At 36.2% G+C, this 26872-nt stretch carries 35 protein-coding genes; 8 read left to right on the top strand and 27 right to left on the bottom strand.

All coding sequences use genetic code 11. From position 1 onward, the window contains the following. Positions 1-5: 5 nt before the first annotated feature. The 15 genes from ACLHG9_RS09265 to ACLHG9_RS09195 form a co-directional block, all read right to left on the bottom strand. Positions 6-1424: a GspE/PulE family protein gene (locus ACLHG9_RS09265; protein ID WP_410221214.1), complete on the bottom strand. Its 1419-nt coding sequence runs from the start codon at positions 1422-1424 to the stop codon at positions 6-8. Between the two features lie 10 nt (positions 1425-1434). Beyond that, a complete protein-coding gene (locus ACLHG9_RS09260) occupies positions 1435-1944 on the bottom strand; it encodes a prepilin peptidase (protein WP_410221213.1) in 510 nt (169 codons plus the stop codon). After that, positions 1945-2370, bottom strand: a complete 426-nt coding sequence (locus ACLHG9_RS09255) for a type IV pilin protein (RefSeq protein ID WP_410221212.1) — start codon at positions 2368-2370, stop codon at positions 1945-1947. A 188-nt stretch (positions 2371-2558) separates the two neighbouring features. Further along, the gene (locus ACLHG9_RS09250; RefSeq protein ID WP_410221211.1) at positions 2559-3707 is read right to left on the bottom strand and encodes a type II secretion system F family protein; all 1149 of its coding nucleotides are present in this window, start codon (positions 3705-3707) and stop codon (positions 2559-2561) included. Between the two features lies 1 nt (position 3708). Next, a complete protein-coding gene (locus tag ACLHG9_RS09245) occupies positions 3709-4182 on the bottom strand; it encodes a hypothetical protein (RefSeq protein ID WP_410221210.1) in 474 nt (157 codons plus the stop codon). Further along, entirely contained in the window at positions 4169-4534 is a 366-nt protein-coding gene (locus tag ACLHG9_RS09240) for a PilW family protein (protein WP_410221209.1), read from the bottom strand. The genes ACLHG9_RS09245 and ACLHG9_RS09240 overlap by 14 nt, the downstream gene beginning before the upstream one ends. After that, positions 4522-5754 carry a hypothetical protein gene (locus ACLHG9_RS09235; protein WP_410221208.1) on the bottom strand — a complete coding sequence of 411 codons (1233 nt, stop codon included), beginning with the start codon at positions 5752-5754 and terminating at the stop codon, positions 4522-4524. The genes ACLHG9_RS09240 and ACLHG9_RS09235 overlap by 13 nt, the downstream gene beginning before the upstream one ends. A 1-nt stretch (position 5755) precedes the next feature. Next, a complete protein-coding gene (locus ACLHG9_RS09230; RefSeq protein ID WP_410221207.1) occupies positions 5756-6355 on the bottom strand; it encodes a toxin-antitoxin system YwqK family antitoxin in 600 nt (199 codons plus the stop codon). 1 nt (position 6356) lies between these two features. Further along, entirely contained in the window at positions 6357-6857 is a 501-nt protein-coding gene (locus ACLHG9_RS09225) for a hypothetical protein (protein ID WP_410221206.1), read from the bottom strand. Between the two features lie 3 nt (positions 6858-6860). Continuing rightward, entirely contained in the window at positions 6861-7811 is a 951-nt protein-coding gene (locus ACLHG9_RS09220) for a hypothetical protein (protein ID WP_410221205.1), read from the bottom strand. 138 nt (positions 7812-7949) lie between these two features. Further along, complete coding sequence (locus tag ACLHG9_RS09215) at positions 7950-8510, bottom strand: DUF4256 domain-containing protein (RefSeq protein ID WP_410221204.1); 561 nt, start codon at positions 8508-8510, stop codon at positions 7950-7952. 34 nt (positions 8511-8544) lie between these two features. Then, complete coding sequence (locus ACLHG9_RS09210) at positions 8545-8997, bottom strand: SRPBCC domain-containing protein (protein ID WP_410221203.1); 453 nt, start codon at positions 8995-8997, stop codon at positions 8545-8547. Between the two features lie 58 nt (positions 8998-9055). After that, complete coding sequence (locus ACLHG9_RS09205; protein ID WP_410221202.1) at positions 9056-9523, bottom strand: SRPBCC domain-containing protein; 468 nt, start codon at positions 9521-9523, stop codon at positions 9056-9058. Between the two features lies 1 nt (position 9524). Beyond that, positions 9525-9848: an ArsR/SmtB family transcription factor gene (locus ACLHG9_RS09200; RefSeq protein ID WP_410221201.1), complete on the bottom strand. Its 324-nt coding sequence runs from the start codon at positions 9846-9848 to the stop codon at positions 9525-9527. 104 nt (positions 9849-9952) lie between these two features. Next, positions 9953-10588, bottom strand: coding sequence for a hypothetical protein (locus ACLHG9_RS09195; protein WP_410221200.1), 636 nt, complete (start codon positions 10586-10588; stop codon positions 9953-9955). Between the two features lie 191 nt (positions 10589-10779). On the opposite strand from ACLHG9_RS09195, the gene ACLHG9_RS09190 reads away from it, so the two are divergent. The 4 genes from ACLHG9_RS09190 to ACLHG9_RS09175 are packed head-to-tail and all read left to right on the top strand — an operon-like array spanning position 10780 to position 15037. After that, positions 10780-11403 carry a DUF4142 domain-containing protein gene (locus tag ACLHG9_RS09190; RefSeq protein WP_410221199.1) on the top strand — a complete coding sequence of 208 codons (624 nt, stop codon included), beginning with the start codon at positions 10780-10782 and terminating at the stop codon, positions 11401-11403. A 9-nt stretch (positions 11404-11412) separates the two neighbouring features. After that, positions 11413-12165, top strand: coding sequence for an SDR family oxidoreductase (locus ACLHG9_RS09185; protein WP_410221198.1), 753 nt, complete (start codon positions 11413-11415; stop codon positions 12163-12165). Further along, the gene (locus ACLHG9_RS09180) at positions 12166-14364 is read left to right on the top strand and encodes a hypothetical protein (protein ID WP_410221197.1); all 2199 of its coding nucleotides are present in this window, start codon (positions 12166-12168) and stop codon (positions 14362-14364) included. Positions 14365-14380: 16 nt separating this feature from the next. Beyond that, on the top strand, positions 14381-15037 hold the full coding sequence (locus ACLHG9_RS09175) for a DUF6766 family protein (RefSeq protein ID WP_410221196.1): 657 nt from the start codon (positions 14381-14383) through the stop codon (positions 15035-15037). Here the strand turns inward: ACLHG9_RS09175 and ACLHG9_RS09170 are convergent, their stop codons facing one another. The 5 genes from ACLHG9_RS09170 to ACLHG9_RS09150 all read right to left on the bottom strand — a co-directional run bounded on the left by ACLHG9_RS09170 (position 15038) and on the right by ACLHG9_RS09150 (position 18875). Continuing rightward, positions 15038-16039 carry an SDR family oxidoreductase gene (locus ACLHG9_RS09170; RefSeq protein ID WP_410221195.1) on the bottom strand — a complete coding sequence of 334 codons (1002 nt, stop codon included), beginning with the start codon at positions 16037-16039 and terminating at the stop codon, positions 15038-15040. Positions 16040-16104: 65 nt separating this feature from the next. Beyond that, positions 16105-16467: a hypothetical protein gene (locus ACLHG9_RS09165; protein ID WP_410221194.1), complete on the bottom strand. Its 363-nt coding sequence runs from the start codon at positions 16465-16467 to the stop codon at positions 16105-16107. A 197-nt stretch (positions 16468-16664) separates the two neighbouring features. Further along, a complete protein-coding gene (locus ACLHG9_RS09160; protein WP_410221193.1) occupies positions 16665-17429 on the bottom strand; it encodes a Ku protein in 765 nt (254 codons plus the stop codon). A 138-nt stretch (positions 17430-17567) separates the two neighbouring features. Beyond that, positions 17568-18110 carry a dihydrofolate reductase family protein gene (locus ACLHG9_RS09155; protein ID WP_410221192.1) on the bottom strand — a complete coding sequence of 181 codons (543 nt, stop codon included), beginning with the start codon at positions 18108-18110 and terminating at the stop codon, positions 17568-17570. Positions 18111-18227: 117 nt separating this feature from the next. Beyond that, positions 18228-18875, bottom strand: coding sequence for a response regulator (locus ACLHG9_RS09150; protein WP_410221191.1), 648 nt, complete (start codon positions 18873-18875; stop codon positions 18228-18230). 400 nt (positions 18876-19275) lie between these two features. Between ACLHG9_RS09150 and ACLHG9_RS09145 the strand changes: the two genes are divergently transcribed. Next, complete coding sequence (locus ACLHG9_RS09145) at positions 19276-22773, top strand: PAS domain S-box protein (RefSeq protein ID WP_410221190.1); 3498 nt, start codon at positions 19276-19278, stop codon at positions 22771-22773. A gap of 10 nt (positions 22774-22783) precedes the next feature. Here the strand turns inward: ACLHG9_RS09145 and ACLHG9_RS09140 are convergent, their stop codons facing one another. The 5 genes from ACLHG9_RS09140 to ACLHG9_RS09120 all read right to left on the bottom strand — a co-directional run bounded on the left by ACLHG9_RS09140 (position 22784) and on the right by ACLHG9_RS09120 (position 24498). After that, on the bottom strand, positions 22784-23110 hold the full coding sequence (locus ACLHG9_RS09140) for a hypothetical protein (protein WP_410221189.1): 327 nt from the start codon (positions 23108-23110) through the stop codon (positions 22784-22786). A 26-nt stretch (positions 23111-23136) separates the two neighbouring features. Further along, the gene (locus tag ACLHG9_RS09135) at positions 23137-23592 is read right to left on the bottom strand and encodes a ferritin-like domain-containing protein (RefSeq protein ID WP_410221188.1); all 456 of its coding nucleotides are present in this window, start codon (positions 23590-23592) and stop codon (positions 23137-23139) included. Between the two features lie 2 nt (positions 23593-23594). Then, on the bottom strand, positions 23595-23939 hold the full coding sequence (locus tag ACLHG9_RS09130; protein ID WP_410221187.1) for a hypothetical protein: 345 nt from the start codon (positions 23937-23939) through the stop codon (positions 23595-23597). 10 nt (positions 23940-23949) lie between these two features. Continuing rightward, positions 23950-24177, bottom strand: coding sequence for a hypothetical protein (locus tag ACLHG9_RS09125; RefSeq protein ID WP_410221186.1), 228 nt, complete (start codon positions 24175-24177; stop codon positions 23950-23952). Positions 24178-24294: 117 nt separating this feature from the next. Continuing rightward, a complete protein-coding gene (locus ACLHG9_RS09120; RefSeq protein ID WP_410221185.1) occupies positions 24295-24498 on the bottom strand; it encodes a KTSC domain-containing protein in 204 nt (67 codons plus the stop codon). Positions 24499-24623: 125 nt separating this feature from the next. Here ACLHG9_RS09120 and ACLHG9_RS09115 point away from each other — a divergent pair, with 125 nt between their 5' ends. After that, the gene (locus ACLHG9_RS09115; RefSeq protein ID WP_410221184.1) at positions 24624-24791 is read left to right on the top strand and encodes a hypothetical protein; all 168 of its coding nucleotides are present in this window, start codon (positions 24624-24626) and stop codon (positions 24789-24791) included. A gap of 33 nt (positions 24792-24824) precedes the next feature. Here ACLHG9_RS09115 and ACLHG9_RS09110 read toward each other — a convergent pair whose 3' ends face one another. Further along, entirely contained in the window at positions 24825-25001 is a 177-nt protein-coding gene (locus ACLHG9_RS09110) for a DUF6496 domain-containing protein (RefSeq protein ID WP_410221183.1), read from the bottom strand. A gap of 147 nt (positions 25002-25148) precedes the next feature. On the opposite strand from ACLHG9_RS09110, the gene ACLHG9_RS09105 reads away from it, so the two are divergent. Continuing rightward, positions 25149-25697, top strand: a complete 549-nt coding sequence (locus tag ACLHG9_RS09105; RefSeq protein ID WP_410221182.1) for a ferritin-like domain-containing protein — start codon at positions 25149-25151, stop codon at positions 25695-25697. A 66-nt stretch (positions 25698-25763) separates the two neighbouring features. Beyond that, entirely contained in the window at positions 25764-26342 is a 579-nt protein-coding gene (locus ACLHG9_RS09100; protein WP_410221181.1) for a DUF4142 domain-containing protein, read from the top strand. A gap of 38 nt (positions 26343-26380) precedes the next feature. Here ACLHG9_RS09100 and ACLHG9_RS09095 read toward each other — a convergent pair whose 3' ends face one another. After that, a complete protein-coding gene (locus tag ACLHG9_RS09095) occupies positions 26381-26869 on the bottom strand; it encodes a CinA family protein (protein WP_410221180.1) in 489 nt (162 codons plus the stop codon). Between the last annotated feature and the right edge of the window lie 3 nt (positions 26870-26872).

Here is a 26872-nt window from a genome sequence, read left to right as displayed (position 1 = left end):
CTTGTTTAGATGTTGAGTAATAAAGGAAAAATTTCTTCTAAAGTGGTTTGTCCTGAAGCAAATAAATCAAAAGCATTTTCCGATAGCGTTTTAATTTTCCGGTTTTTTAAAAGCTCGTCAATATACATATTCTCCTGTTTGATTTCAAACGCCAGTTCGGCATCAATAGGGATTACTTCATATACCGCTTTTCTGCCTTTATAACCAGTATAATAGCATTCTCCGCAGCCTTTAGCTATATAATGCTTATTTAATGCAAAAGGAGGTTTGAACTGTTTTGGATAAGCTTCTGCATTGAATGTTTCTTCCTGTTTACAGGCAGGGCATAACAAACGTACCAAACGTTGGGCTACTGTTGTATTTAAGGTGTTGGCTACTAAAAATCCAGGTATTCCCATATCAATTAAACGCGATACGGTTCCCCATGCCGAGTTGGTATGTATAGTAGAAAGCACCAGATGTCCTGTAAGCGCTGCACGAATAGCCATATTGGCCGTTTCAGGGTCGCGGATCTCTCCCACCATGATCACATCAGGGTCCTGACGTAAAAAAGTACGCAAAGCTGATGCAAATCCCAAGCCTATGTTTTCTCGCAACTGCACCTGATTAATACCTTCCAGCGTATATTCAATAGGATCTTCGATAGTAAGAATATTTCGGGTGGTTTTGTTCAACAACTTTAATGTTGCATATAAAGTAGTGGTCTTTCCTGACCCAGTAGGACCACTGATGAGAATAATTCCGTTAGGGCGCTGTATGCCCTGTATATAGTGATGAAGATCTTCTTCTGAAAGTCCTAGCGTATTTAAATCTATATTGGTACTGGCATTGCTCAATAAACGCAAAACCACCTTTTCGCCATGCAGGGTAGGTAATACGGAAACCCTGATATCAAATGCTGTTTCAGCTCCAGATTTATAATGAATGCGGCCATCCTGCGGCAAACGTTTTTCAGCAATATCCAGATTGGCCATGATCTTGATCTTATTGATCAATGCTGGATAATCTCCTTTAGCAATCTGATAGCGCTCGATCATCATTCCGTCTATACGAATTCTCACTCGCGATTTTTGTTCAAATGCTTCGATATGGATATCACTGCTCTTAAGCTTGCGGGCCTCTTTAATCAATGTATCTAAGAACTCATCTCCAGTAGTAAGCGCTCCCAAAGGCTGTGCTGAAGAATCTGCCTGATCTTTTAGATAACAAATGGCCAGCAAACGGCTAATTTCTGTTTTTGGCAAAAATTGAAGAACGATCTCTTGGTTTAGAATAATCTCCAGCTCTTCTCTCAGTTCACTTTCTCCTATACCTTCTTCTGCATATAGATACAATTGGTTCTTATCTTTTTGATAGGGCACAATACGGTATTGCATCGCCATATCCTGATGAACCAAGTGTAATATATCTGCCGAAATTTCCATGTACAAAAGTTTAAAAATTGAGGTAAGTATAAAGCCAAAAATCATGGGTAAGATCCATACCAGCAAAACAGTGATCTATAACCATAACCAATACCATGCACAAAGCTTGCCCGCCTGCTAAAGGTATTTTAATGCTTCTTTTTGTATAAAAAACGCTTCCTATCAATACAAGCAGAATACTGATGAGATAAAACAACACATAATTCATAAATGAAAAATAAAGAGCCATACATACCAGAAAAAGCAGGTCCCCCTCCCCAAAATAGCCTTTAAGTAAATTGACCCATCTTTTTTCTTTCCAGGCAAAATAAAGCGAAATCAACAATGCTTGCGCCAAAAGAAAGAATATATTGCTTTTCAAGTCGCCCCACAGGTTAAGTAAACTTGTGGCTTTATATTTTAACACAGCAAGCAAAACAGCACTAACTATAAACAACCAAACATATATGGCTCTGTACTTGAAATCCTGCCAGGCCATATAAATCAATACTGCTCCCGTTAATAATTTCAGGGACAACATTTAATCTGGAATAACTTCTTTCAGGTTATGTTCTTGGTCAATCTGCCATACGTTATAAGTGCCATTTCCATTAAAATCGGTTACAGCTGTAGCTTTGGCTACAAAGGCATTATTATTGGCCGAAACTATCTCTATTTTATAATTGGCTTTTCCATCTTTACCGTCGGTAGTGAGTTTTTCCTGTATAAAGCCTATCTCGGTCAAATCGGTAGCATAACGAGAATGTTCATAGAAATAGCTCTGCTGGAGCTTGGCTACATGTTCTAACTGAAGTTTAGCTTCTGTACTTTTAGCTTTGGTAATTAATGGCATTAAATTAGGGAGCGCAAGGAGCACCAGAATACCAATAATAACCAGTACTACCAATATTTCCGTAAGGGTATATGCTTTTACCCTTCTGCGTAAGAATTTATTTCTGCTCGGCATTTATTGTGGGTGTTTGTTTGGTATAGAAGCTTTACAGACATTTTAATCTGAGAGCGACTATTCTTTTTCGGAACCTAAATTAAGAAAAAATAAAGGATTAAAAAATTTATAAGGACGCTATATAATATACTAATCAAAAAATATTAAGCATCAAAATCTAAGTACTATTAATTTACAATATAAAGGAATTAAAAACTATTGCTCATCTGGAACATAGGTAAATACATAGCTATAAGGATAATCCCCACCGCCAAACCTAAAAAAATGATAATCAACGGCTCCAGCAAACCACTGATGGCATTGGTTTGGTATTCTACTTCCTCAGTATATTGATTGGCCAGTTGCTCAAAAAAATATTCTAACTTATTTACCTCTTCTGCAATCTTGATCATCTGTATAAATTTTACGGGATAAAATTCATGCTTGCCCAAAGTGGCGGATAAGCTGCTACCCTTTAAAATATCTTTTTCTGCTATCAATAAAGATTGTTCTATGGGATAAAAAGAGATCATTTGACGTACCATTTCCATGGCTTGCAAAAGAGGTGTATTGGTACCGGTAAGCAAACGCATGGTATTGGCAAAACGGGCCAGATATATTTTTTTAAGAATTACGCCTACAACCGGTATTTTAAGCAAGGCAAGTGTTAGCCATTTTTTAAACCAGATTTTACGTCTGTTTAAGACATAAAACATTACTATAGCTACCATAAAAACCAGCATCAGGTATATATTACGATCAAACCAATCTGCAAAACTTACAATCATGGCCGTAATTGCAGGCAGTTTACCCCCAAAACGCTTGAATACATCGGCAAACATAGGTACTACAAATTTTATCATGAAAAAGATAGCTGCAAAAGAAGTACTCAATACCAATAAGGGATAAGTAATAGCTCCTATAATTTTACGTCTCTGGCTTATTTTACTTTTGTAATATCTGCCCAGCTCGTTCAGTACCTCGGCCAAGCGACCGGTTTCTTCTCCTATACGTATGCTGTAATATTCGTAACTACTAAATTTTTTATTGTTTTTTAAAGCATCTGATAAAGAGCTACCTGTAATTACTTCTTGTTTTATGCTCTCAAAAAGCTCTTTGTCTTTGGCTTGTGTATAAGAACTCACCGTAAGCTCTAAAGCTGTTTTAATAGCTATACCCGATTGTATCAATGTACCCATTTCATGATAAAAAGCCTCTTTCTTTTTATCTGGCAATTGACCATTACCCAAAGAAATATCTTTATTTAAAAATTCAAACAGCCTATTCGCTTCTAAGTGCTGCTCGGGCTTTTTCTTCTGCTGGGGCGATTGGTAATTGGAAATATCTATACCGGGCATGTTATTTAAATAAATTTTCTGAACTGTACTCTTTATTTATTTGTACGGGAACTAAAATATAAGGATCAGGTCTCACTTCAAAATACAAACGATCTACAAGTCTTTCATCTGTAACATCTCTCCCCTCAAAATATACCGACCAATTTTTACAAACCAGTTTGAATGTATCTGTATGTTGGTCATTTAGTTTTCTTAGTACGGCATCAACACCAAACTGGTATGATATGGTGTTATGATCTTCTTTTTCAAGTGTTATGCCATTTTGTGTACGCAGCATCAGTCTGCTCTTAAAAACATCTCGGCTCATGACATGTTTTAGCGAAGTAAGTGCATCTGCTTTTTGGTTTTTTTGCTGAAATTTTTCGTAATAATTGCCAATAATGCCATAAGCAGTATAACATATGGTAATACAGATAGCTGATAAAAGCATCGCAACCGTTACTTCAAGAATAGTATAGGCTTTAATTTTTCTCATCAGGTTCTTTTCTCTTTAACAGGCATTTGTAAACACCTACATTTTTATTTCTTATAGCCGCCTTTATTTCTAAGTAAGAAATACCTGGTGTTTCTGTATCTGTAAACTTAAATTGATAGTTTATACTATCCAAAAGAAGCTCATTTTGTTTTAGGTAACCTTGTTGTTTAATTTCATATGCCAGTTGCTCCATTTGGTTTTGCACCTGTAATTTTTTAAAAGATATCCCGCTATTCAGCACATTTGAAAAAACCTGCATGGCCACGGTAAAAATAACCACAATAATAACCATCGCGATCAGCACTTCAATCAAGGTAGAACCTTTCAATTTCTTATGTATCATTCCAGCCATTGCAGTACCTGTTTTTTACTTCTATTGAACAGTGGAGAACTCAGGTAATAATTGCTCAGCTCATTCCTGTTAAGCGTAACATCTATAAGAAAATTTTCATACAAAGTAGCAGGGGTTTGCATTACAAAAGTATTGCATGAGGTCTTTCCTATAATTTTTACTTCTTTACTTACTTTTATAAAGCCGGTGCTGTATACTTCGCCTTTAAGTATGCAGCCTTTGTCCAAGCTGATCATAGTTTGCATAGGTGTACGTGTTTTTTCAAAACTGAAAATCACCCCGTTAAATATACTTTGTTGCCCAAGCTGAATTTTAGGCTGATCTATTGAGCTCTCTGTTCTTATCACTCCAATTACCGAAGGATAATTAAATACGGTTTGCTTACCAACAATTACAGAATCCCGGGCAAACAATTGACATCTGCCTTTAAAACCACTTGCTACCTTAATAACAGGAGCATAAATCTGTACTCCATCTAATTGTGCTGTGGCGCTGATCTGAACAATAGAATCAGCATACAAGATTACATTACCCTTTAATTGAATATCTGATAGATTAGCTATAAGAGGTAACCTGATATATTTAGTAGAATCCAGAAAAGAAACAGTGAAAGAAATTGGTTGAGTAAAGCCTCTTTTTTTCCATGTAGTGCTATCTAAAAAATTTGTAATGGATTTCAGTACATTTTCTGTAAGCGGCAGTAAGCTGGGCGAACTATTGGCAATTGTACCACCATAAACCAATTCGCTACCTTCATAAGGCTTACCTTCTGCATAAGATTGCCTAATGCCTGATTTAGGCAGCAAAGCATTACCTGTTATTTTAGTTTGTCCGTTAACAGACAAAGGTCTGTTCTCATCACTAAGATACAGCACCGTTTTATCGGGCTGCTGACCAATAAGCATTGCTCGTTTTAATGTGTCTTGTAAAATAAAACTTTTGATTACTGCCAAGGGATATATGCCCCAGGGTTTCATTTCTACAGATAAACTATCTATACTATCTCCATACAAATCTATAGTTTCTGGCTCTGCGCTAATACCTTCTTTAGCCAATGCATAAACAACACCCGATTCAATATTGGTTGTTAATCGCTGGTATCGTATATTTTTCAGGTAACTGTTTCTATAATGGGCAGCAAGCATAATCAACGATGCCGAAATAATTGCAATGAAAAATGCAATTACAATAGAAAAATAAAGTGCCCCCGCCTTTAGCATATTATGCTTTATTCTTTCTGAACAGACGTTTTAACCAACCTTGTTTATTGTTTTCCTCTTGTGGTGCAATAATACCATTTTTATATCTTTCTACTTTTACACTATCGGGCCTAATGTATTTTTTTAATTTGCCATTTATTTTTCCATTAGCATAAGTCCCCTCTTCAATCAGCAGCCCAGCGGTATTGTATCTGTAAAAAGTCCCATTAGCTTCGCCTTTTCTATAGTTTACACGTGTTTTTAAACTACCTGCCTCATTCCATGATTTCCATTCCCCTTCCTTTAATCCCATATTAAAATAACCTTGTTCTTTAAGCTGGTTGTTCAGGTAATAGTCGCTGTATAAACCATGGATAAGCTTTCCGCTATACCCTCCTTGTGTAGATCTGATTTGACCATTACTAAACCAGTAATAATTAGATAAAGGATAGAGTTTCCTCAGATTCTTGTCTGATGGCTGGGTATAAAAAGCAACTTTATGATCCTCATATGCAATGTAATGCCGATATGCTGCAATATCTAATGGTTGCCTGTATGACTGCGCATTTACAGTTAAAGCAGATAGGATTGAAAAAAGAAAAATAACAGAAAATACTCTCATTTTATTTAATTCTAATGTATTTGGTCTCTCCCTGAAACTGTACTCTTACCGAATCTCCCAAATGCTTAACTAATTTTAATCCGTTAGAACTTTGACCCTCGGCCAATAAAGCTTCTTTACCCTGAATGTTAAGCATAGCCAGTTTTTGCTTATTGGCAGGATTATTAATATAACCGGTATATTGAATAGCTGCCCAGTTTATAGCAGGTTTCTGAATAGGAATTGCTTTTATAAGCGAAGGCGTTTTAGGCATATTTTCTGGTATTCTTTTTCCCTGATAAGCATCAGATGGGTTAGCAAAAAATGGATCGGGGTAACTTAAATTTAAGGTTACCGTATCATTAAGGTGATTTATCTCATTAAAATAGGCTGTTTTTACAGCCGAAGTCTTTGGCAATGGTAATTCTTCATCATTCAGCCCGGCGTAAATACGGTAAAAAATAACACCCCAAATTGCAGCAACACAGACTATCAATAAATAAGTTAGCGCTTTATTTTTCATGGATTAACGAAGAGTAAACGTAAAATAATCGCTCATTTCGCCTTTATTTCCTGCTTTATCTATGGCTCTGACTCTCCAAACCAGTGTTTCATTAACATTGCCCTGGTTAAAAACCAAGCTATTGTTGTTTACAATTTGAGGATAACCAGAATTGTATAAAGTAACGGAGTCGCTTTTATAAACATACACCTCATATTTTTCTGCATCTGTTAACGGATTCCATGTAAGCGTAACAGGTTTACTTATTGCTTGCTTATTTGCAGGTGAGATCAGGATAACTTTTGCAGGAGCCGTAGCATCATAAGTAATACTTCTTACTGCAGACCATTTAGAAATTTCTGTATCCTTCTCCGCTCTTACTCTAAATTGATAAGTTCCTTCTCTAACTAAAGTATTCATATAAGTCAGGTTATCTGTAAGTGCATTTACTACCAGATTTTGTTCATCTGAAAAATTATGATCGTCTATTTGCAAACGGTATTGTGTTGCTCCAAAAAGTTTTAACCATTCATATTGTACCAAAGGATTAGAAGTATATTGATTTTGAGCAGGTGCAACAAGTTGTACTACCTGCTCTTTTAACGAAGACGGATGTACAACAAAATTACCTGTAGTATAGAGGGTTGCACTGCTTCCATTCTCGCCTCTTACACGCCACTGGTAATTACCAGGTTCTAATGTATAGGTAAATTTATCACTACGTACCACAGTATCTAAAATGAATTTTACCGCTTCAGAAAAATCTGGCGATACCACTTGTAACCTATACTGAAAAGCATCTGGATGGGTTTCCCACCAGAACGTTAGCTGGTAACTATTGGTCTCTACATGATTTGCGGGAGCTATTATTCTTATCTGCTTATTATCTAAAGGTCTTTCTATAAACTCCTTGCATGAAATTATAAAACATGCAGATAAAAGAAAACAATAAAAAGACTTTTTGAGTAGTTCCATAACGTTAAAGCAGAATAGTTTTTAATAGATGGTTTAAAGCGAACTTTAGCAAAGTTAAAAAAGTTAGCAATATTTAATACCCAATCTAATAATTTAATACCAGATCAGATGTACCTCCTTAATAAGTTACAGGGTGATTTATACTTTTAACATTCCCCGAAAGCCTCTTGCTGCATAGTAAGATTCAGCACCATTATGGTAAATAAAAATATTTCCATAACGGTAATCAGCAAATATGGCTCCGCCAAGTTTTCTAATATCAGCAGGTGTTGTTAGCCAGCTCGATGTCTTCATATCAAATTTTCCAAGCTTTTGCAATGCTCTATATTGTTCTTCAGTTAAGAGCTCGATACCCATGGCATTTGCCAGATCTATTGCACTGTTAGCAGGTTTATGTTCTTTACGCGCATCTAATGCTTCGCGGTCATAACAAAGACTTCGTCTACCTTTAGGGCTTTCTGCAGAACAATCGCAAAAGATATATGTATCTGTTTCTTCATGATAAGCAATCACATCTGGCTCCCCTCCTGTTGCTTCCATTTCGTTAAGCGACCATAATTTAGCTGTATCTTTTTCTAACCTGGCTTGTATATTTTCCCATTTCAGATCGGGATGGCGATCCATATTTTCTGCAAAACGGTTTTTCAAAATATTCAGGATATCATGTTGTTGTTGTGTTGATAATTTCTTGTTGTTCATATATTGTTCAATGTGATATAACTAAAAATTAAAATTATAACCTTTGTAAATAGCTTTCTAATTTTTCGATATTCTGCAGCAGTCCTTCGTCTGCTTTAAACACTTTAACCACTGTTTCAAACAATTCAACCGTTTCAAACAATACAATCCACTCCATTAAGGTCTTATCTCCTTTTGGTTCAAAGGTAATTTTGGCTTCATAATTAGGATTAAAGTGCTGGAACGCAATCTTGCTGAACAGAATAATTTCTTTAAATAGGCTTTTATTCAGATAATTTTTTCCATCGGGCCCGTGCATAGTTAGCCGCCACTCGCCTTCTGCTCTTACATCCATTTGTTGAATGGTATTGGTAAATCCATGAGGTCCCCACCAGTTTGCAATATGTTCAGGTTTTGTCCATGCTTCCCAAACCAAATCAACAGGAGCATCCAGTAATTTTGTAACAGCTAATTTTCTGTTACAGATATCATTAATCCTTCTTTCCATTTAGAGTTGGTGTTATTTTGATTTAATTTACCGATAATTTGTGCTCATCACAACTGGTTTATTTTAAATTGCTTAATACGGCCTGCAAACGATTATGCGCCATATCTATGCCTTGTGCAAAAGGTAATTTAAGCAGCTGATCTCTTATAGCAACAGATTTGTATATAACATGCATGTTAAGCTTGCTGGTTTGTGCAGTTAATTGTACAAATTCCAAGTATTCAAGCTGTACATCAAAAGCAGTGTTTTCCATTTCAAAGGTGCGTACAATCCTTTGGTTCGGCTTAAACTCATGTATGGTTCCGTTAGCCCTAAATACTACATTTCCTTTAGCATCTGTTGTTTCAAATTGCCAGCTGCCATGCTTTTTATTTTCTAAGTTCAATACTTTGGTTCCCATCCATTGCTCAATAATTTCTGGCTCTGTATAGGCTTTAAAAAGTAATTCTAAAGGCAGGTCGAAAGCTCTTGTAATCACTATTTCTTGTTTGCCTTCTTCTGCCTGTACTTTTGTTTTTCTTTCCATATTATAGTTTTGGTTTAAATTCTTTCATAATAGTTTCTAACTTATTAAAGCGTTCATCCCACATTTTGCGGAATGGTTCAATAAAGTCTGCCACTTCTTTCATTTTTTCTGCATTGATATAATAGTGAACTTCTCTGCCCTTTTGCTCCTGTTCAAGTAGCTGGCATTGAGTTAGTATCTGCAAATGTTTAGATATAGTAGGCCTCGCAGTATTAAAGTTTGAGGCAATTGTACCTGCAGTCATAGATTGGGAAGCAACCAATAACAATATAGCCCTTCTTGTGGGATCGGCTATGGCCTGAAATACATCTCTTCTTAAGTTCATTACGTAGTCATTTGACTACAAATATATATGTAGCTACTTAACTACGCAAATTTTATTGCATTTTAATAAATACGCCTGAAGAGAAGAAAACTGATTTTTAGCTCTTACTTTTTGTCTTTTCCGGGAAATTTAACCAGACCTTTAACCAATGCTTTCCATTGTGGATAAGAGAAGCCCAACATAGCCGCCCATCCCACAACCATATTACGGAGATTGTCTAAAGTATCACTCGTGTAAGTATTGGCCTGTTCGTTACGCCCATGTTCTTCGGCATAAATATGTTTACCTATACGTTTTACCTGAAAAGTGGAACTGGCTTGTTCGGTAAGAAAATGTGCTGTTTCGGAATTTTTGGATAAAGGATTTTCTGCAGGACGTACTCTCATCGTAAGAATATCCACATTATTATCACTCTCCTCTTTAATTTCTTCAATCTTTACCCAATCATAGCCTTTACCTAAGGCGGTTCCCGGCCCCGGGATATCTATTTTAAGGTAATCGCCTTCTTTAGCTTCTCTGCTTACTAAGTTACCTGAAGCATCTGTGAGTTGAAAGGTCGACATATTTGTTCCAGCAAATTCTGCCCATTTGTTTACAGATAGCAATCTTTCTTTTACAACCCGGAAAAAATCGATGGCTGTGGCTTCGTCTGCCAACGACAGTTTCTCAATTGCATCTACTTTTGAGCCTACTTCCTGTTCCGGAATTCTTTTATCGGAATAATCATTTTTCGTTTTCATCAGTCAATGGATTTAGGTTATTTATTACTAATAAATCAATTAGCCAAAAAGTTCAGTTAATCCATAAAATACGTAGTTAGTGCAAGACCATAAGTAGTTAAAGCAAGTAATCGATATGAATACCTGATTTATGTTACTGACTAAACTCATTAACGTTTACTTGTGTTTCAATTAAATTAAAAGAGAGTTTTATGAAACAATATTTTTATATGGTACTGGCAGTTTTATTCCTATTATCATGCCGAGAAACCCCGGACCCGAGCAGCCAGAATAATCTAAAACAGATTACACCTCTATCTAAAGATAAAGCTTTAGAGAGAGGCAGCGCTAATGATTTTGCGACACAAGCTGCTATAGGCAGTATGATGGAAACAGAAAGCAGTGCGCATATGATCAAACTTACAGAAAACCCCGATATACAGAATCTGGCAACTATTATGGTAAGGGATCATAGTACGGCCCAGCATGAACTAAAAGAGATTGCCAAAGCAGAAAAAATCTCTTTACCACAAGATTTGCCTCAGGCTCAAAAAAACATACTTGCAAAATTAGATTCGTTAAAAGAAGATGAACGAAATTTTTATTATGCCAGATTGATGGTAAGCGAACATGAAAAAGCAATTAAACTTTTTAGCCAGGCAAGCAGTACAGCCCATAATAAAAAACTAATTCAATTTGCAGCGGACAAATTACCTGTTCTTAAACATCATTTGGCAGAGGCAAACCAAGTGTATAAAATCATGCAGAAAATAATAGGTGATAAAGGTGATTATTCTATAAAAATTGAACAATCGCAGTCTAAAGCTAAACCTTAATTTATAATTATGGAAAACTTCTTTTCTACAGACAGAATAATTCAGAAACGTGCATTAATAACAGGTGGCACTAGTGGTATAGGTCTTGCTACCGCCTTGTTATTAGCTAAATATGGTGTCCGTTTATACATTATTGGCCGTGATGAAGAAAAATTAGATAAGGCCTTAGAAAAACTCAAAGCCGAACATGAAGAAGCTGAAGTTTATGGCATGTGCGCAGATGTTGCCAACCCCGAAGATTTACATCGTTTATTTGAAAGCATAGACAAAAACTGGGGTGGTTTGGATATTTTAGTGAACAATGCGGGGTTAGGCTATGGAAGTATTTTAAACGGACATTACCAAGACTGGGAATATATTGTAAAAACCAACCTTTTAGGCTATATCGCCTGCTGTCATGAAGCTGTTTTGCACATGACAAAACAGGGTTCGGGTCATATTATCTGCATTGGTTCTATGAGCGCAGATACAAGAGAAGAAGAGAGTTCATTATATGTAGCCACTAAATCTGCTTTACAAGGTTTTGCAGAATCTTTCAGAAAAGAGGTAAATGGCCAAAACATTAATGTTACTCTAATTGAACCTGGTTCTGTTGCTACACCTATGCATAAAATAAGCGAGACCGAAAAAAAACATCAGTTAGAAGAATTGACTATGCTACATAGCAATGATATTGCCCGTAGCATACTTTATGTACTCTCTCAATCAGAACGTTGTGCCATTGTTGACCTTAAGATTAAACCTTTAAAACAACTGATCTAAATGAAGCCTCTTTCGGCATGGGCCTTACAAACTGCTACAGAGTTACCGCAGCTTAAATCGATAGAACGATTAGAAAGTAAAGTACTTTCTTTAGAATTTTACCTTACATCTGATTCACTTTGGATAGTTTATTACTGGCCTAACCGTTCCAAAATAGCTTTTAGAGTTGTTTTTGGACAAACAGGTAAGTTATCTGTCAAGCGCATCAACCAAATAGAAAATGGCTTATCTATTCAATTGAAAAGCAGCACCGGAAAATATTGGACTTATATTACATTTCCTGATCAAACATATCCTATGTTCAGATATAAAACAGATTTTGTACCTGATATCAATCTATTATTAACCTATTGGCCTAAAGATATTCTCTGTTTTACTAAAAATTGGAAAATTTCAGCTTCTGCAAAAATGCATGCCAGCCAAATAGGCAACCGCTCTGGTGCACTGTATGTTTCTTTAAACAAACCAAAAACCGGCAGTATTTTTTATTTTTCAAATCTTACCGCACTTAACCCTTATTTTGAACAAACCGAAACTTCTGGCTCTGAATTGGTGGGTGGAAACTGGCCTGAAATTGGCTTTTCTCTTCCTCTTCCGGATAATAAATCTTTATGTGCCGGAGCAAATTACACCTTATGTGACAGCTTTGTGCTCTTATCACAGGAAATCCCTAAAAATCCTATTGAAGTTAGCAGCAGATATATAGAATATCTGGCTAAAATATATAAATACCTACCTAAACCAGACACAAGCGCTCATGCATGGCTTAAAATTGCAGAAAAAGGATTAAAGGATATGCAATTTCACAGCGGCTACTGGAGTTATGGAGGAGGGCATCATTATCTTAACGCCTATGTAAGCGATTACAAAACGCCTCCAGAAATTATGGTACAGCTTGCCGTGCTCTTGCCTCTGGTTGAATATATAAAATGGAAAGGTGAAAAAAGACATCCTATTATTGAAAAATTAAAGGAAGGTCTTTGGGCATTTTACGATGAAGATCTTAAAACAATTGTACGCTGGTTACCTGCATTAGAATCTAACCTTGATTATTCTGAAGAACAGAAAAAACCAAGAGTAATGGATTCATGGTACTTGCATCATCCTTTAATGAATTTAGCCCGATTAGCTGCTAAGGGAGATAAAGAAGCCAGAGAATTGTTGTTACGTTCTATTAACTACTGCATGAATGTAGCCAAAAAATTTAAGTACAAATGGCCTGTTTTTTACGAAATGAGTACGTTAAAAATTATCAAAGCCGAAACAGCCGAAGGCGAGGGCGGAGAAAAAGACGTACCCGGCACTTATGCAGATCTAATGTTTAAAACATGGGAACTTACGCACAAAAGCCATTTTTTAGCTGAAGCGAAAAGAAGTGTAAAAAAGTTAGATGGTATGGGTTTTGACCTTTTTTATCAGGCCAACAATACAACCTTCTCTGCAGTGGCTCTGCTTAAGCTTTACAAATTAACTAAGCAACAGCATTACCTTGAACTCAGCTATGTATGCTTAGCTGGGATTTTTAAAAATGTACAACTCTGGAAATGTGGTTATGGTAATGGCAGGCATTTTCCTTCTTTCTTTGCGGTTTATCCCCTAAAAAATGCACCTTACACCGCTGCATATGAAGAACAAGAAGTTTATGCCGGACTTTATTGCTATTATGAAGAAGCAAAGGGAATAAATATGATATCCGGCTTAAAATTGCTCATTGCCGAGTTTATTCGATATGCCATTTCAAGAATCCCCTATTATTTTCCTACTTTATTACCACAGGATATGCTGGCTACAACCGCAAAAACAGGTGAAGTAGATCCTTCGTTATGGGTAGCAATTGAAGACTCGCGTGATGGGTGGGAACAAGCAGGACAGGTTGGGCAGGAAGTTTATGGAGCGGGAATTTCTTTCAGCATTATTCCAAGACAATATTTTAAAATATCAAATGAGGAGTTCCTCATCTTCACAGATTATCCCTTAGATCGGTTTAGCCGAAAAAAACAAATGCTTTATTTGAGTGTTGGCGGTGAAGATGAAATGCCCTGTAAATTACAAATCTTATTAACAGGTAAAAAAAGCTATCAATTTAAATTAAGCTGTATCAAAGACAAAACAGCTAAACTTTTAACCCCTAATAGTACAACAAATGGACATCTTTCATTTAACATACATGCTAAGCAAAAGTTAAAACTTCAATGGTAACTATTATATAAACGCTATGAAACACAGTTTTTTATACAAAAATGGATTGAGCATTTTTTTTCTAAGTCTTTTTTTACTCACTCTTTTTGCTCAGGCCTTTGCCGGCTGGAAAGCTTACAATCAGGAATTGATAGAAGAACATCAGCAAATGATTAATTTTTTTAGCTATTTACAAAGTGGTCATTTCATTTCGGCCACTTTTGAAAATTTTGAAAGTGAGTTCTTACAAATGGTATTGTATGTGGTACTTACTGTAGGTTTAAGACAAAAAGGCTCTGCCGAATCTAAAAGTCTGGACAAAAGAGAAGAAGTAGACCGCGATCCTGTACCGCATAAAAATGCACCCTGGCCAGTAAAGAAAGGCGGCTGGTGGTTAAAACTCTACAGCTATTCTTTGTCTATTGCTTTTGGTCTCCTCTTTTTAATAAGCTGGGCTTTACATCTATATGGAAGCAGAAAAGATTACAATACCGAACAGTTGTTAAACCATCAGCCCGTTGAAGATCTATTTTCATTCTTAAGCAATCCCCGTTTTTGGTTCGAAACTTTTCAGAACTGGCAAAGCGAATTCTTATCTGTATTTACTATTGTATTTTTAACTATTTATCTACGTCAGAAAGGGTCGCCTGAATCTAAACCTGTGGATGCTCCTCACTCAGAAACGGGGAAATAGTTAAGGTTGTCCGCCACCACCTGCAGCACCATAAATCTGTCCAGAGGCATAACTAGCATCATTAGCCGCCAACTGTACATAAATAGAAGCCAGTTCGGCGGGTTGCCCGGGACGTCCCAAAGGCGTATCACCTCCAAACTTTACCAGTTTTTCTTGAGTTGCTCCTCCGCTTACCTGTAAGGCTGTCCAAATAGGACCTGGTGCAACACCATTTACTCTGATACCTTTATTTGCCAGTTGCTTAGCTAAACTACGTACATAATTAGTAGTAGCGGCTTTGGTCTGTGCATAATCATAAAGATCGGGTGAAGGATCGGTTGCCTGTACTGAAGTAGTGGCAATAATAACAGAACCCGGTTTTAAATGTGGCACTGCCGCTTTAATGATCCAAAAAGGTGCATACATATTGGTTTTAAGTGTTGCATCAAAATCTTCAGTACTGAGCTCAAGTATAGAAGCTCGGGTTTGCTGACGACCGGCATTGTTTACCAAGATGTCGATTCCTCCCAAGATATTTACTGTATCTGCTACCAATTTCTTACAAAAATCTTCACTGCGCAGATCTCCTGGAATAGCTACGGCTTTACGGCCTTCTTTACGGATCAAAGCAATTACTTCTTTTGCATCAGGTTCTTCATAAGGTAAGTAATTAATAGCTATATCAGCTCCTTCTCTGGCATAGGCAATTGCGGCTGCTCGTCCCATACCAGAATCTCCACCTGTAATAAGGGCTTTACGACCTCTTAATCTACCTGAACCTTTATAACTGTTTTCTCCATGATCGGGTTTAGGATCCATCTGACCAGCTAATCCGGGCCAAGGTTGGCTTTGCGGTCTAAAAGGTGGTTTAGGATATTTTTCTCTCGGATCGTCAAGAGTATTTATAGTATTATTATTTGGTCGACCTGCCATAGCCAGATTTGGAGATACAGCCATAGCCAGCATCCCTGCTCCCAATCCGCCTACCATTTCTCTTCTGGTAATTGTGTCTTTGTTTTTCATACGTTATAAATTAAACTGAACATAAACATCAAATCCCACTTAGATGTGGGATTTGTGTATAGGGATCAAAGAACTGATCCATCTTCCGGATGTCGTCTTTCAAGGTCTTCTTCTCTCCCTTCTCTACGTTCGTCTTCGCTCAAACCTCCTTCACGCTCCCGGTTGGGTTGGTTGTTAAACTCTTCTTCGTCATCCATTCCCATTTCTGTTTCATCCTGATCTGTATCTTTCCAGTTGGTTTCTTCAGGGTTTTCGGTGTTTTCTCTTTCTTCTCTTTCTCTCTGCTCGTTGTTGAAATTTCCATAATCCTGATTACCTCCTGCCGAGGTTGGCATATTGCCACCAGATACTGGTCTGTTTTGTTCAGGGTTTTGCTGAGTTGAACCTTGTTCCTCTCTGTTCTGCTGATTTTGATCTTGATAGTCCATAGGTATTAAGTTTTTAAATGTGAATGAATTTCCTGCTTGTATCTAAGCATTTATAAAACAATACTATAGACAAATGTTTCTTATAGAGTTTAAAAACAGTATTTCATACATCATTCTTCCGTAAATATACCTTAGGCCTAATTCTTACTACGTATCAGCATTATTGAATCTGACTTATAATTAAGGGTTGACCAGCCTTAAGCTCTTTTTTTATTAAGGCTTTGCATCAGCTGTTCGTACAGGTCGTCGCTCACATGTTTTACAGGTTGCATTTTCTTAACCACCACTTTTTTACCTTTAGCTTTAGCTCTGATAATCTTCATCAATTCTAAACTGTACTCGTCCTTAAAGGCAGAAATATCAAAATCGCTGCTATATTGCTTAATTAATGCCATACCTACTTCGAGTTCTTTAGGTTTAATATTTTCGCTTTCAATTTCAAGTTCTTTAGCACTTCTGATTTCTTCCTGAAAACGGATCCTGGTTATTACTAAAACGTTATTTAAGGGATGTATAACACAAAGGTGCTCATTACTGCGCAGTACAAAACGGGCCACACCTGCTTTTTTTGATTTCTGAAGTGCTTTTAACAATAAAGCATACGCTTTTTTACCTTGCGTTTCTGGTTGAGCATAGTAAGATGTTTCATAATAAACAGGATTGATATCATTGATATCTACAAAATTCTCCAGTTCTATCAACTTACTTTTCTCGGGCATCGCACTTGCAAAATCTTCTTCTTCCAATACCACATAATTGTCTTTTAACAGAAAACCTTTTACAATACGATCATAAGGCACTTCTTTTCCACTATGTTCATTAATGCGCTGGTATTTGATTTTAGATAAATCTCTGCTATCGAGCATATCTAAGTCAAGATTACTGTTTTGTACTGCCGAATACAATTTTACCGGTATGTTTACCAAACCAAACCCAATGGCTCCTTTCCAAATTGATTTCATTATTTTTCTCCTCTTACATCTTAATTCATAAGCTTGAGAAACGTTATAAACAAAGCAATGTTGCTTTATAAAAAACAACAGGGCTTTAGAAATGGTTTAAGGAAATTTATTGTAATCGGCTTTCGAATTTGATAATCCTTATCGGTTTTTCGGTTTCAGTTTATAATGCAACTGAACCAATCCGGTATCGAATGATTGTTCACCTATTAATTCAAGCTCTTGCTCAGGTCTTCCATCTTTAAATAATCTTACACCACCACCAAGTAATATTGGAACAACCGAAATAATGAATTCATCAATGAGGTTATATCTTAGCAATTCTGTGATTATTTCTGCTCCTCCGTCACAGTAGATATCTTTTCCGGGTTGTGCTTTTAGCTTTTGTACCAGATCATTAATATGACCATTATAAAAAATTACTTTGCCCGAACCGGGTCTTTCAGTTCTTGTAATTACATATACTGTTCTGTTACCATTATCATAGTGCGCAGCACCAATTTCATTCAGTACCCAGTCATAAGTCTTTCGGCCAATAATTAGTGTATCTATGGTATCCGTAAAATTTTTATAGCCATAATCTTCATCCTCTTTTTCTACAAGTTTCAAAAAGCTCAGATCATCATTAGGTTTGGCAATATATCCGTCTAAACTTGTTGCTATAAAAATCTTTAATGCTCTCATAATTGCAGTATTATAATTTAAAAGGTTTACATCAACTAAATTATAACTTTGCTTGTATCTTTCAGGTTTTTCTCAGCAAAAATCAACGATTTGTAGTTTTTATTCTGATAAAAACATTTATTGGATAAGTCCATGTAACACACCATAGCGTATTAATGCAGCAGAATTTTTGGATCCGGTTTTATCTAAAAGACTTTGCCGATGTCCTTCTATAGTACGTTTACTTAGGAATAATTTTTCAGACATTTCGAGATTGGTCATACCTTCTGCGATAAGCTGTATGATTTCAAGCTCTCGTAACGAAAAATCGATTTCGTTATTGGGCATACTTGTAAAAAAAGTTTTGTTTTTCAGCAGATTATCCATAAGTATCATAGTCAATTCTGCGCAAAGATACTTACGCTGCTGGCGTACAAATTTAATGGCAAATATGAGTTCATCAGAACTGATATTTTTTAGGAGGTAACCATCTCCGCCATTTTTAAAAACTTCCATCACATATTTTTCATTCTCGTGCATAGATAGCATGATTACTTTTATATGTGGGTATCTCGCTTTAACTTCTTTAAGCAATTGCATGCCGTCCATTTCGGGCATATTAATATCAGCCAAAATCATATCAACCGGCTGCAAATCAATCTGCTTTATAATCTCCTTACCATTTACGGCTTCGCCTACAACCTGTATCTCCTCATCTGCTTCTAAAAGCATTTTTATGCCATTTCTAACAATATTATGATCTTCTGCTAATAAAATATTTATCATTATGCTTAATTGTATTGTAACACTTGTCTAAATAAATCTTTTTGTAGCGTTAAAACAAAATAAGATCAACCATATGTTTTTTAGACATAAAAATCAGGTATTATTTGAATTTTGCAGGTATAAAACTGCATAAGAAGCGTAAAAATACCTGCTGATTAAACCTGCATAGATTGCTTCTCATTCGCTGTATTTCTTAAGTCTTTTATTTTTCTTTGAAATGCTTTCCTGTAAAACGTTATTGCAAAGTCAATCCGGTACCATTTTTATTATAATATGATTTTTCTTATCTAATTTTATAATGCAAGCTGTAGTGTTTTGTTTTATTTTTTTTAAAAAACCGAGGTAAGTCAAACCAATTAAATAGAATTGTGTTTAACTTACATCAATTCCTCTTCTGTTTATGCCCCACTTTCAAGATGCCTTACTTATATTAGATACCATACCTATGGCATGTTATATGTTAGATAATGAATCTAACTTCATCTATGTAAATAATAAAGCAGGGCAATTTTTTGGCAAAGAGAAAACAGCAATGCTGGGAAAAAACATCTGGTCGTTGTTTCCTGAAGTAAAAGAAACTAATTATTTTCACGAGCTTAACCAGGCCATTGCCCAAAAGAAAAGCGGTACTTTTGAATACATTTCAATTTTTAGCAAGGGCTGGATCAAATTAAACGTTAATCCTGTATCTGGTGGCGTGGTAGTAAGTTTTGAATGTATAGAAAAGGATAAACGAAATGAAAATTTATACCAGACTCTGGTTGAAAATACGCCTGATGTGGTTACCAAATGGAACAGCGACCTTCGCCTGAGCTATGGCAATACCACGTTTACCCACAAAACCAAATTAACACTTCATGAAGCTTGGGGCAAAACCCCACAGCAAATATGGCCGCATACAGATGTTGCCCCTCTCATCGAAAAAATTAACAGTGTATTAGAAAACGGTCATATACAGCGCGTTTCTATGCCTTTTAAAACACCTCTTGGTGAGCTATTCTATGATATTAAGTTAGCACCGGAGTTTACCATACACAACCAAGCTAAAAGTGTAATTGCCATAGGCAGGGATATTACGAGCTTAAAGAAAAGTCAGGAAATCTTTAACACAAAACTCCGTCAAAAGTACACTTCGCTTTTCAACTCCATAAATCAGGGTTTCTGCATTATAGAGATAATCTGGGATAAAAAGGGGCATTCTGTAGACTATCGTTTTACTGAAGTAAATCCCGCCTTTCAGAAACAAACTGGTATACAGGATTATGAAGGAAAAACCATACGCGAAATCTGGCCTCAGCATGAAGAACACTGGTTTAAGATTTTTGGAGAGATTGTACGCAGTAAGAAGTCTGCCCATTTTGAATTACCTGCAACCTTAATTAATGGGTGGTTTGAAATAGAAGCTTTTCCTATCACCGAATTAGGAGATAATTTGGTGGGAATATTGTTTAATGACATTACAGAAAGAAAAAAAGCAGAGAACATCTTACGTCAAAGTGACGAAAAGCAAAGCTATCTATTGAAATTAACCGATGCCATTCGTTTTATTTCAAATCCACTTATTATACAAGAACTTGCTGCCCGTGTTATTGCAGAGCAGTTAGATGCAGATTATGCTTTTTACGCTCATGTTACTGATATCAATCATGTTGATTATATTCAAATTGAACGCCTTTATCAAAAAAGAAAACAAATAGTCTTTAAGCCTGGTCTTTACCCTCTTTCTGATTTGGGAGAAGAACGTGAATACTTAAAAGCTGGGAAAACACGAGCTGTTTCTCCATTAAAAAACAAAGTAAAAAATCAGAGTAAAGAATTTTCATTATATGAAACCCTGCAATCACATGCATGGATTGCCGTTCCTTTAATTAAAAGAGGGCAGCTTGCAGCGCTGTTAATGGTATATCATTCGTTATCTCATATCTGGTCTGATGATCAAGTTACACTTATTGAAGAAACAGCTGAAAGAACTTGGTCTTATGTTGAGCAGGCAAATATGGCAAAAGAGCTTAACCATTCGCAAGAACAGTTAGCCGTAGCCCTCACTGCTTCTAATATGAGTACTTTTCACTGGCTTTCTAAAAAAGGACGGGTAATGATGTCGCCTTTATCGCCAGTGGTATTCGGGTTAAAAAACAAAGGTTTATCTTACAACGAGAATGAAGGTTTCTCTATGATCCACCCTGATGATAAGGAAAAACATAACCAGATATTAGAAAAAGCCTGCGAGGAACAAAAAGAATTTCATCATGTTTACCGTATCATCAGACCAATTGACGGTAAAATTGCCTGGATAGAAGAACGTGGAAAAGGAGTTTACCATCCGCATAGCAGAATTTCTGAAGTAAGGGGAATACATTGGGATATTACCGCTCAAAAAAAACAAGAGGAACTTATTCGTGAAACAGAAGAAAAATACCTAGCTAAGCTTGAAAAAGATGTTCAACTCAGAACAAAAGAACTTAAAGAAAGTAGAGATGAGCTGGCAGCCATTTATAACAATACTTTAATGGGCATGTCTGTTTTAAAAACAGAAAGAGACAAAAAGGGTAATATTATTGATTTCAGGATAGCTCTTACCAACAAGGCATTAGAAAAGGAAACCGGTAGGAATGACCTGATTGGGAAACTCTATGCAGAAGAATATCCTGGTATTAAAAAAGTAGGTTTGTTTGAAAAAATGGTAAAAGTAATGGAAACCGGTGTACCTATCAGTACAGAATATTTTTATCCTTTTGAAGATTTTAACAAATGGTACTCTTGCATGTTCGTAAAAATGGGTGATAATTTGTTAGCTACCAATCTCGACATTAGTGAACGCAAAATTGCTGAACAGCTCTTTAACGAAAATTCTGCTATGATACAGGGTATAGCTAATTCTGCTCCCGATATGTTGTATGCCATTAATTTAGAAACCATGCAACAGTTTTATTCTAATTACAGAATTGAGCACTTAGTAGAAAAATCGCAGATTGAAATCAAAAAAATGGGAAAAGGTTTCTTTGAAAAGTTTATTCATCCTGATGATAAGGTAAATTTTTACGCCTGCTTAGATGAATTTAAAGGTAAACATCATAAAGAAATCAAGTCACTCACCTACCGCCTAATAGATGCTAAAGGTAAAATCCATTGGATAACCACTAAGAGTACTGTTTATATGCGAGATGAGAGTGGTAACTCTACCCATATAGTAGGAATTTCGCAAGATATTACCCAACAAAGGGCTTTGGAAGAAAAAAACAAGCAATTAACTTATGAACGACGTTTGTTAGAGAAACAACAACAAAAACAAATTTTAAAAGCCACTTTAAATGCACAGGAAGAAGAGCGGCAAAGAATTGCTGAAAGCCTGCATAATGGCTTGGGGCAGGTATTGTATGGAGTAAAAACCACTTTAGACCGCATTAAACTAACCGATAGCGAAAATAGCCAGGCTCTAAATCGGTCAAAAGAATTATTGGGTATGTGTATTCAGGAAAGCAGAAAAATCTCGCATGAGCTGATGCCTTCTATTCTGGAAGATTTCGGTTTAAAAGCGGCCATACATGATATTTGCTTACAGTTGAAAGGTGAAACCTATTTCAATTGCACTTTTTCAGGGATGGATATTAAGTTAGATAAGTATCTGCAATTGGCCATTTATCGCATTGTGCAGGAACTGGCTTTAAATATCATGAAACATGCAGAAGCCACTATTGCTCATATCAATATTTCTGTAGTAAATAATCATGTCCATATCATGGCAAAAGATAATGGTAAGGGCTTTGAACAGGGCGAAGAGAAAAATAAGGGAATTGGATTGAAAACGATAGAGTCAAAAGTTAAGTTACTTAATGGAAAAATTACAATTAATTCTGTGCCTCATCAAACAGTTATCCATATCCAATTCCCTATTTAACACCTGTTAATTATGCAGGTAATAAACCGCCAAAAAGATCATCCAGACCAAAATTGATAAAGTTCCATGACCTGCGTTCACGAGGCAGACCGGGTATGATCTTTTCATCGTCAATCTCTTCCAAATCAGGTTCAATATCATTGTCGTCGTTATTCTCAATATCTTCTTCTTCCTTGTCTTTATCGGCATCACTACCTTTTACCTGCGATTCGGGAATAATCCCGAATTCTTTTTCCTCATCTGCATTATTTTGCTCTGGTTCATATTGCTCATTCCTTTGAGTTTGACGCTGCACCGAACCTGGTTCATGGTGCGGATCTTTCTTTTGTTCTTCCATCTCTATTTCCGGTTTAGGTTTTACATTTATTTTTCTAAGCGGATATGGCAGGATTCTATTTCTTTTAAAGCTTCTAAAATCCCTTCTCTTTGCCGTCTCAAAATGCCTACATGATCCATATGATCAGCATAATCCTCCAATACTTTATCGTACTTTTCTATGGCGGCTTTTTCGCCGGTTTCTATTGCCCCTAAGATTGCCTGGTCTTCATTAGGGCTCAGAGCTTCCTTAATATCAATCCAGGTACGGTGTAAAGCACCCAATATTCCACCTTCCTCATTTTCACTGTGCCCACCATGTAAAGTAATATGTTTTTTAAGCTCATCAGCATAAGTCATACGCTGCGATGCATAATGTAAAAACAGTTCTTTTAGCTCGGGTGTACGAGTAGCTTCGCTGGCAGATGTATAACCTTCTTTACCATCATTTAAAATGTTGACCAGTCCTTTAAGATCTTCTATAATTTTACTATTTGTTTCCATAATTATTCTTGCGCTTTATCTTCTTTATTTTCTGTTTCTGCATTATAATTGGGGTCTTCTCCCAAAGGTTTCCTGTTGCTACGGGTTGAATTCTGCTGATCGCTTTGCACGCCTGCTACTGCCGAAGAGCCTTCACCACCAAGCTGGTTACCTTTGCCATGAGCAATATCTGCTGATCTGCGATCCAATTCTTTTTCATCGTTATCCAATTTTTCGCTATTTACCAGTTTTTGGTCAGGATTTCCCTCACTACCGCCGGCTTCTCCTTTTTCTTTTTTATCAGAAACCGGGTTTTCATCTCTGTGCAGCTGGTTAAAGTCTCTGTTTTGTTCAAATTGAATTTCCATAACTATACTTTTAAGGTTGATTTCTTTTTTTAGGGACGCTTTTATTCGTATCTGAGCGTGCCGGACTATTACGGTACATGCTATCTATACCTGCCGTGTCTGCCACTCCGCTACTGTCTATTACACTTGTATCGCCCAATAAACTACTGTCTCTCATCATTTTCTCTCTATGTTCCGAACCGCAGCTGATCGCCAAAAAGCTTATTGCAACTGCACATATCATTTGAATACGTTTCATATTTTATTTTTTATAGGTTTAAAACTTCTCTATTTTAAATGAACGAACGCTTTAAAAAGTTCTTAATATCTTAAAATCAGGTATTTTAAGAATGACAGACCGTATTTAACGCAGGCTTTAAAGGGGAGCTATCTTTTTACCTGTAAAAAGTTTTTTAAGCTTATGGTTAAGATATTTCCCTTTTGAAACCGCTGCGTTAAATTCTTTATAGATTTTTTCAGGGACCTTTTCATAGAGATATACTTCACCAGAGTTAAAAACCACGGTTAAAGCTTCTTTTTCTGCCTGATAACTGATATGTGCAATTACGGATGAAGGCATAATCACGGGTTTTACTAACGTTGTTTATACTGTAAGCGTAAGTATATAACTTATAGAATACCTGTTTTTCAATAAGATAAAAATTATTCTCTCTTAAAAGCTATATTTGAGTAAACCCCTTTTATATGAGCAAGTTCAACAAAAGCAAACAGGTTATAGCTAACTTGTTAAGCAAATCTAAAGCACTGAGAGAAAGATCTAAAATTACGGAAGCCAAGCTCAATGAACTCAAAAATCAGTATGATGAATTTATGCATATAGATAAGGATAAACAAGATAAACAAGCAACATAAAGCGGCTACTTTATGTTGCTTTTAAAATAATCGTTAAGATTTTTTCTTTGGAACCTTTGCGCCTGCTTCTCTGGCTTCGGAAAGACCGATAGCAACCGCCTGCTTTTTAGAGGTTACTTTTTTACCTGTTCCACTTTTTAATTTTCCTTCTTTCATTTCATGCATGGCTTTTTCTACTTTTTCGCCTGCTTTTTTCGAATACTTTGCCATTGTCTAATTAATTTATTTACTACTAATAAGGTAAATCTAGACTGATTGTTTATAGACGATTAAAATCAGGTATTTGTACCTGTTAAAAAAATCATAAAATACCCGTTTTAGAACTCCAGGAAACAAAAGGTTCAAAGTTTTCTTTTTATGAGTAATCAAATACCTACTAAAGCAGATTTACCAATGAAAAGTGAAAGAGATCATAGCGGTATGCCTAACAGTCATTTACACGAGCTTTTTGTAGATGAACTAAGAGATATATTAGGTGCAGAAAAACAGCTTTTAAAAGGCTTGAAAAAAATGGCTGAAAAAGCCGTTAGTAATACCCTTAAAATAGCTTTTTCTGAACACCATACAGAAACAGCAGAACAAATAGAAAGGCTAAAGCAGATTTTCATGCTTATGAACCTTAGTGTAACAGAAAAAAAATGTGAGGCGATGGAAGGCCTGCTTAATGAAGCTGATGAAATTATAGAAGATTTCGAATATAACGAAGCTTTAGATGCAGCACTAATTGTGACGGCTCAAAAAATAGAACATTACGAAATTGCCAGCTATGGTTGCCTTATAACTTATGCCAGCCTGATGGAACATGAGGAAGCTAAAGGCCTTCTAGAGATTACGCTTGCACAGGAAAAAGAAACCGATCGTAAACTTACACACATTGCTGTGTCTGAAGCAAACATAACGGCTTAATTCTTTTTCTGTTCAGCTGATGTTTACAGATTGTAGCATCGACTTTAATAACCTAAAATTAAGCATATGAAAAAATTACTTTTTTTATTTTACAGTGCAATTTTTACAGTAATGATTGCTTGTAACTCAGGGCCAAAAGATGCCAAAGAATTAGCAGACAGTGTTAATAATACAAAAGATACTGCAACTACTGCAAACAACATAATTACAGTGAATGAAAAAGAAGCAGAATTTGCTACAAATGCGGCAGATGCAGGTATAACTGAAATCAGTATGGCCAATCTTGCCATTAGCAAAACCGGGAACAAAGAAATCACTGATTTTGCAAATATGATGCTAAAAGACCATGGCGCTGCTAATGATGAACTCATTGCCTTGGCCAGAAGCAAGAATATTACCTTGCCCACAACCATGAGTAAAGAGAACCAAAACCGCAGAAATGATCTGGCCGAAAAAACAGGCAGTGATTTCGATAAGAAATATGTTGATATGATGGAGAAAGACCATGTAAAAGTTTTAGCTTTTATGGAGCATGAAGCCATGAAAGGTACAGATCCTGACCTGAAAGCTTTTGCCAGTAAAATGATGCCCGTAATCAATTCACACATCAATGCAATCAGAAAGATAAAAAACAATTTAAAATAATATTATTCAGAAATCATACTAGGGAGTTTATAAGTTGCTTATAAGAAGCCTTTTTCAATGCTTTTGACTACTAAAGCGGCTATGTGTTCTACAGACTTTAGTATGATTTCTTCTGCATTACCTTCAAAAACTTTTCGGTCTTCAAATAGCTTTTTGTTACGGTAAAGTCCGCAAAAAAACATAGTGCCTACAGGTTTTTCGGGAGTTTCACTGCCACCGGGACTGGTAAGCCCTGTTACACCCACATACAAGTCTGCGTCAATTAATTTTGTTAAGCCTTTGGCTATGGCAAAAGAAGCCTCTGCCGACTCAGGGGTAAAAGTATCAATCAGTTCTTTTGGAACCTCTAACAAAGTTTCTTTTATTACGGCATCGTAACAGTTTATGCCTCCTTTTAAAAAAGTACCTGCATCTTTGCACAGGCTAAATTCCATACATGCTCTACCGGCTGTAGCGCTTTCTGCAAATGCTACAGAAAGGCTTTTTTCAGCTAACATTTTACAGCAATTTTCTACAATCTGATTCATAAA

It is taken from the genome of Pedobacter sp., assembly GCF_046462515.1.
In the GTDB taxonomy this organism is placed as follows: Bacteria; Bacteroidota; Bacteroidia; order Sphingobacteriales; family Sphingobacteriaceae; genus Pedobacter.
Note: the sequence above shows the minus strand (reverse complement) of the source record. Positions and strands in the feature narration are given on the sequence as shown.

Excerpts from the sequence above, each read along its gene's own strand:
- ACLHG9_RS09095 (WP_410221180.1), bottom strand. The coding sequence starts at position 26,869 with ATGAATCAGATTGTAGAAAATTGCTGTAAAATGTTAGCTGAAAAAAGC.
- ACLHG9_RS09110 (WP_410221183.1), bottom strand. The coding sequence starts at position 25,001 with ATGGCAAAGTATTCGAAAAAAGCAGGCGAAAAAGTAGAAAAAGCCATG.
- ACLHG9_RS09225 (WP_410221206.1), bottom strand. The coding sequence starts at position 6,857 with ATGAAAAATAAAGCGCTAACTTATTTATTGATAGTCTGTGTTGCTGCA.
- ACLHG9_RS09115 (WP_410221184.1), top strand. The coding sequence starts at position 24,624 with ATGAGCAAGTTCAACAAAAGCAAACAGGTTATAGCTAACTTGTTAAGC.
- ACLHG9_RS09215 (WP_410221204.1), bottom strand. The coding sequence starts at position 8,510 with ATGAACAACAAGAAATTATCAACACAACAACAACATGATATCCTGAAT.
- ACLHG9_RS09170 (WP_410221195.1), bottom strand. The coding sequence starts at position 16,039 with ATGAAAAACAAAGACACAATTACCAGAAGAGAAATGGTAGGCGGATTG.
- ACLHG9_RS09195 (WP_410221200.1), bottom strand. The coding sequence starts at position 10,588 with ATGAAAACGAAAAATGATTATTCCGATAAAAGAATTCCGGAACAGGAA.
- ACLHG9_RS09205 (WP_410221202.1), bottom strand. The coding sequence starts at position 9,523 with ATGGAAAGAAAAACAAAAGTACAGGCAGAAGAAGGCAAACAAGAAATA.
- ACLHG9_RS09200 (WP_410221201.1), bottom strand. The coding sequence starts at position 9,848 with ATGAACTTAAGAAGAGATGTATTTCAGGCCATAGCCGATCCCACAAGA.
- ACLHG9_RS09210 (WP_410221203.1), bottom strand. The coding sequence starts at position 8,997 with ATGGAAAGAAGGATTAATGATATCTGTAACAGAAAATTAGCTGTTACA.
- ACLHG9_RS09245 (WP_410221210.1), bottom strand. The coding sequence starts at position 4,182 with ATGAGAAAAATTAAAGCCTATACTATTCTTGAAGTAACGGTTGCGATG.
- ACLHG9_RS09250 (WP_410221211.1), bottom strand. The coding sequence starts at position 3,707 with ATGCCCGGTATAGATATTTCCAATTACCAATCGCCCCAGCAGAAGAAA.
- ACLHG9_RS09190 (WP_410221199.1), top strand. The coding sequence starts at position 10,780 with ATGAAACAATATTTTTATATGGTACTGGCAGTTTTATTCCTATTATCA.
- ACLHG9_RS09185 (WP_410221198.1), top strand. The coding sequence starts at position 11,413 with ATGGAAAACTTCTTTTCTACAGACAGAATAATTCAGAAACGTGCATTA.
- ACLHG9_RS09165 (WP_410221194.1), bottom strand. The coding sequence starts at position 16,467 with ATGGACTATCAAGATCAAAATCAGCAGAACAGAGAGGAACAAGGTTCA.
- ACLHG9_RS09260 (WP_410221213.1), bottom strand. The coding sequence starts at position 1,944 with ATGTTGTCCCTGAAATTATTAACGGGAGCAGTATTGATTTATATGGCC.
- ACLHG9_RS09135 (WP_410221188.1), bottom strand. The coding sequence starts at position 23,592 with ATGGAAACAAATAGTAAAATTATAGAAGATCTTAAAGGACTGGTCAAC.
- ACLHG9_RS09175 (WP_410221196.1), top strand. The coding sequence starts at position 14,381 with ATGAAACACAGTTTTTTATACAAAAATGGATTGAGCATTTTTTTTCTA.
- ACLHG9_RS09155 (WP_410221192.1), bottom strand. The coding sequence starts at position 18,110 with ATGAGAGCATTAAAGATTTTTATAGCAACAAGTTTAGACGGATATATT.
- ACLHG9_RS09120 (WP_410221185.1), bottom strand. The coding sequence starts at position 24,498 with ATGCCTTCATCCGTAATTGCACATATCAGTTATCAGGCAGAAAAAGAA.
- ACLHG9_RS09125 (WP_410221186.1), bottom strand. The coding sequence starts at position 24,177 with ATGAAACGTATTCAAATGATATGTGCAGTTGCAATAAGCTTTTTGGCG.
- ACLHG9_RS09150 (WP_410221191.1), bottom strand. The coding sequence starts at position 18,875 with ATGATAAATATTTTATTAGCAGAAGATCATAATATTGTTAGAAATGGC.
- ACLHG9_RS09265 (WP_410221214.1), bottom strand. The coding sequence starts at position 1,424 with ATGGAAATTTCGGCAGATATATTACACTTGGTTCATCAGGATATGGCG.
- ACLHG9_RS09230 (WP_410221207.1), bottom strand. The coding sequence starts at position 6,355 with ATGAGAGTATTTTCTGTTATTTTTCTTTTTTCAATCCTATCTGCTTTA.
- ACLHG9_RS09100 (WP_410221181.1), top strand. The coding sequence starts at position 25,764 with ATGAAAAAATTACTTTTTTTATTTTACAGTGCAATTTTTACAGTAATG.
- ACLHG9_RS09240 (WP_410221209.1), bottom strand. The coding sequence starts at position 4,534 with ATGGCTGGAATGATACATAAGAAATTGAAAGGTTCTACCTTGATTGAA.
- ACLHG9_RS09145 (WP_410221190.1), top strand. The coding sequence starts at position 19,276 with ATGCCCCACTTTCAAGATGCCTTACTTATATTAGATACCATACCTATG.
- ACLHG9_RS09160 (WP_410221193.1), bottom strand. The coding sequence starts at position 17,429 with ATGAAATCAATTTGGAAAGGAGCCATTGGGTTTGGTTTGGTAAACATA.
- ACLHG9_RS09105 (WP_410221182.1), top strand. The coding sequence starts at position 25,149 with ATGAGTAATCAAATACCTACTAAAGCAGATTTACCAATGAAAAGTGAA.
- ACLHG9_RS09235 (WP_410221208.1), bottom strand. The coding sequence starts at position 5,754 with ATGCTAAAGGCGGGGGCACTTTATTTTTCTATTGTAATTGCATTTTTC.
- ACLHG9_RS09220 (WP_410221205.1), bottom strand. The coding sequence starts at position 7,811 with ATGGAACTACTCAAAAAGTCTTTTTATTGTTTTCTTTTATCTGCATGT.
- ACLHG9_RS09255 (WP_410221212.1), bottom strand. The coding sequence starts at position 2,370 with ATGCCGAGCAGAAATAAATTCTTACGCAGAAGGGTAAAAGCATATACC.
- ACLHG9_RS09130 (WP_410221187.1), bottom strand. The coding sequence starts at position 23,939 with ATGGAAATTCAATTTGAACAAAACAGAGACTTTAACCAGCTGCACAGA.
- ACLHG9_RS09180 (WP_410221197.1), top strand. The coding sequence starts at position 12,166 with ATGAAGCCTCTTTCGGCATGGGCCTTACAAACTGCTACAGAGTTACCG.
- ACLHG9_RS09140 (WP_410221189.1), bottom strand. The coding sequence starts at position 23,110 with ATGGAAGAACAAAAGAAAGATCCGCACCATGAACCAGGTTCGGTGCAG.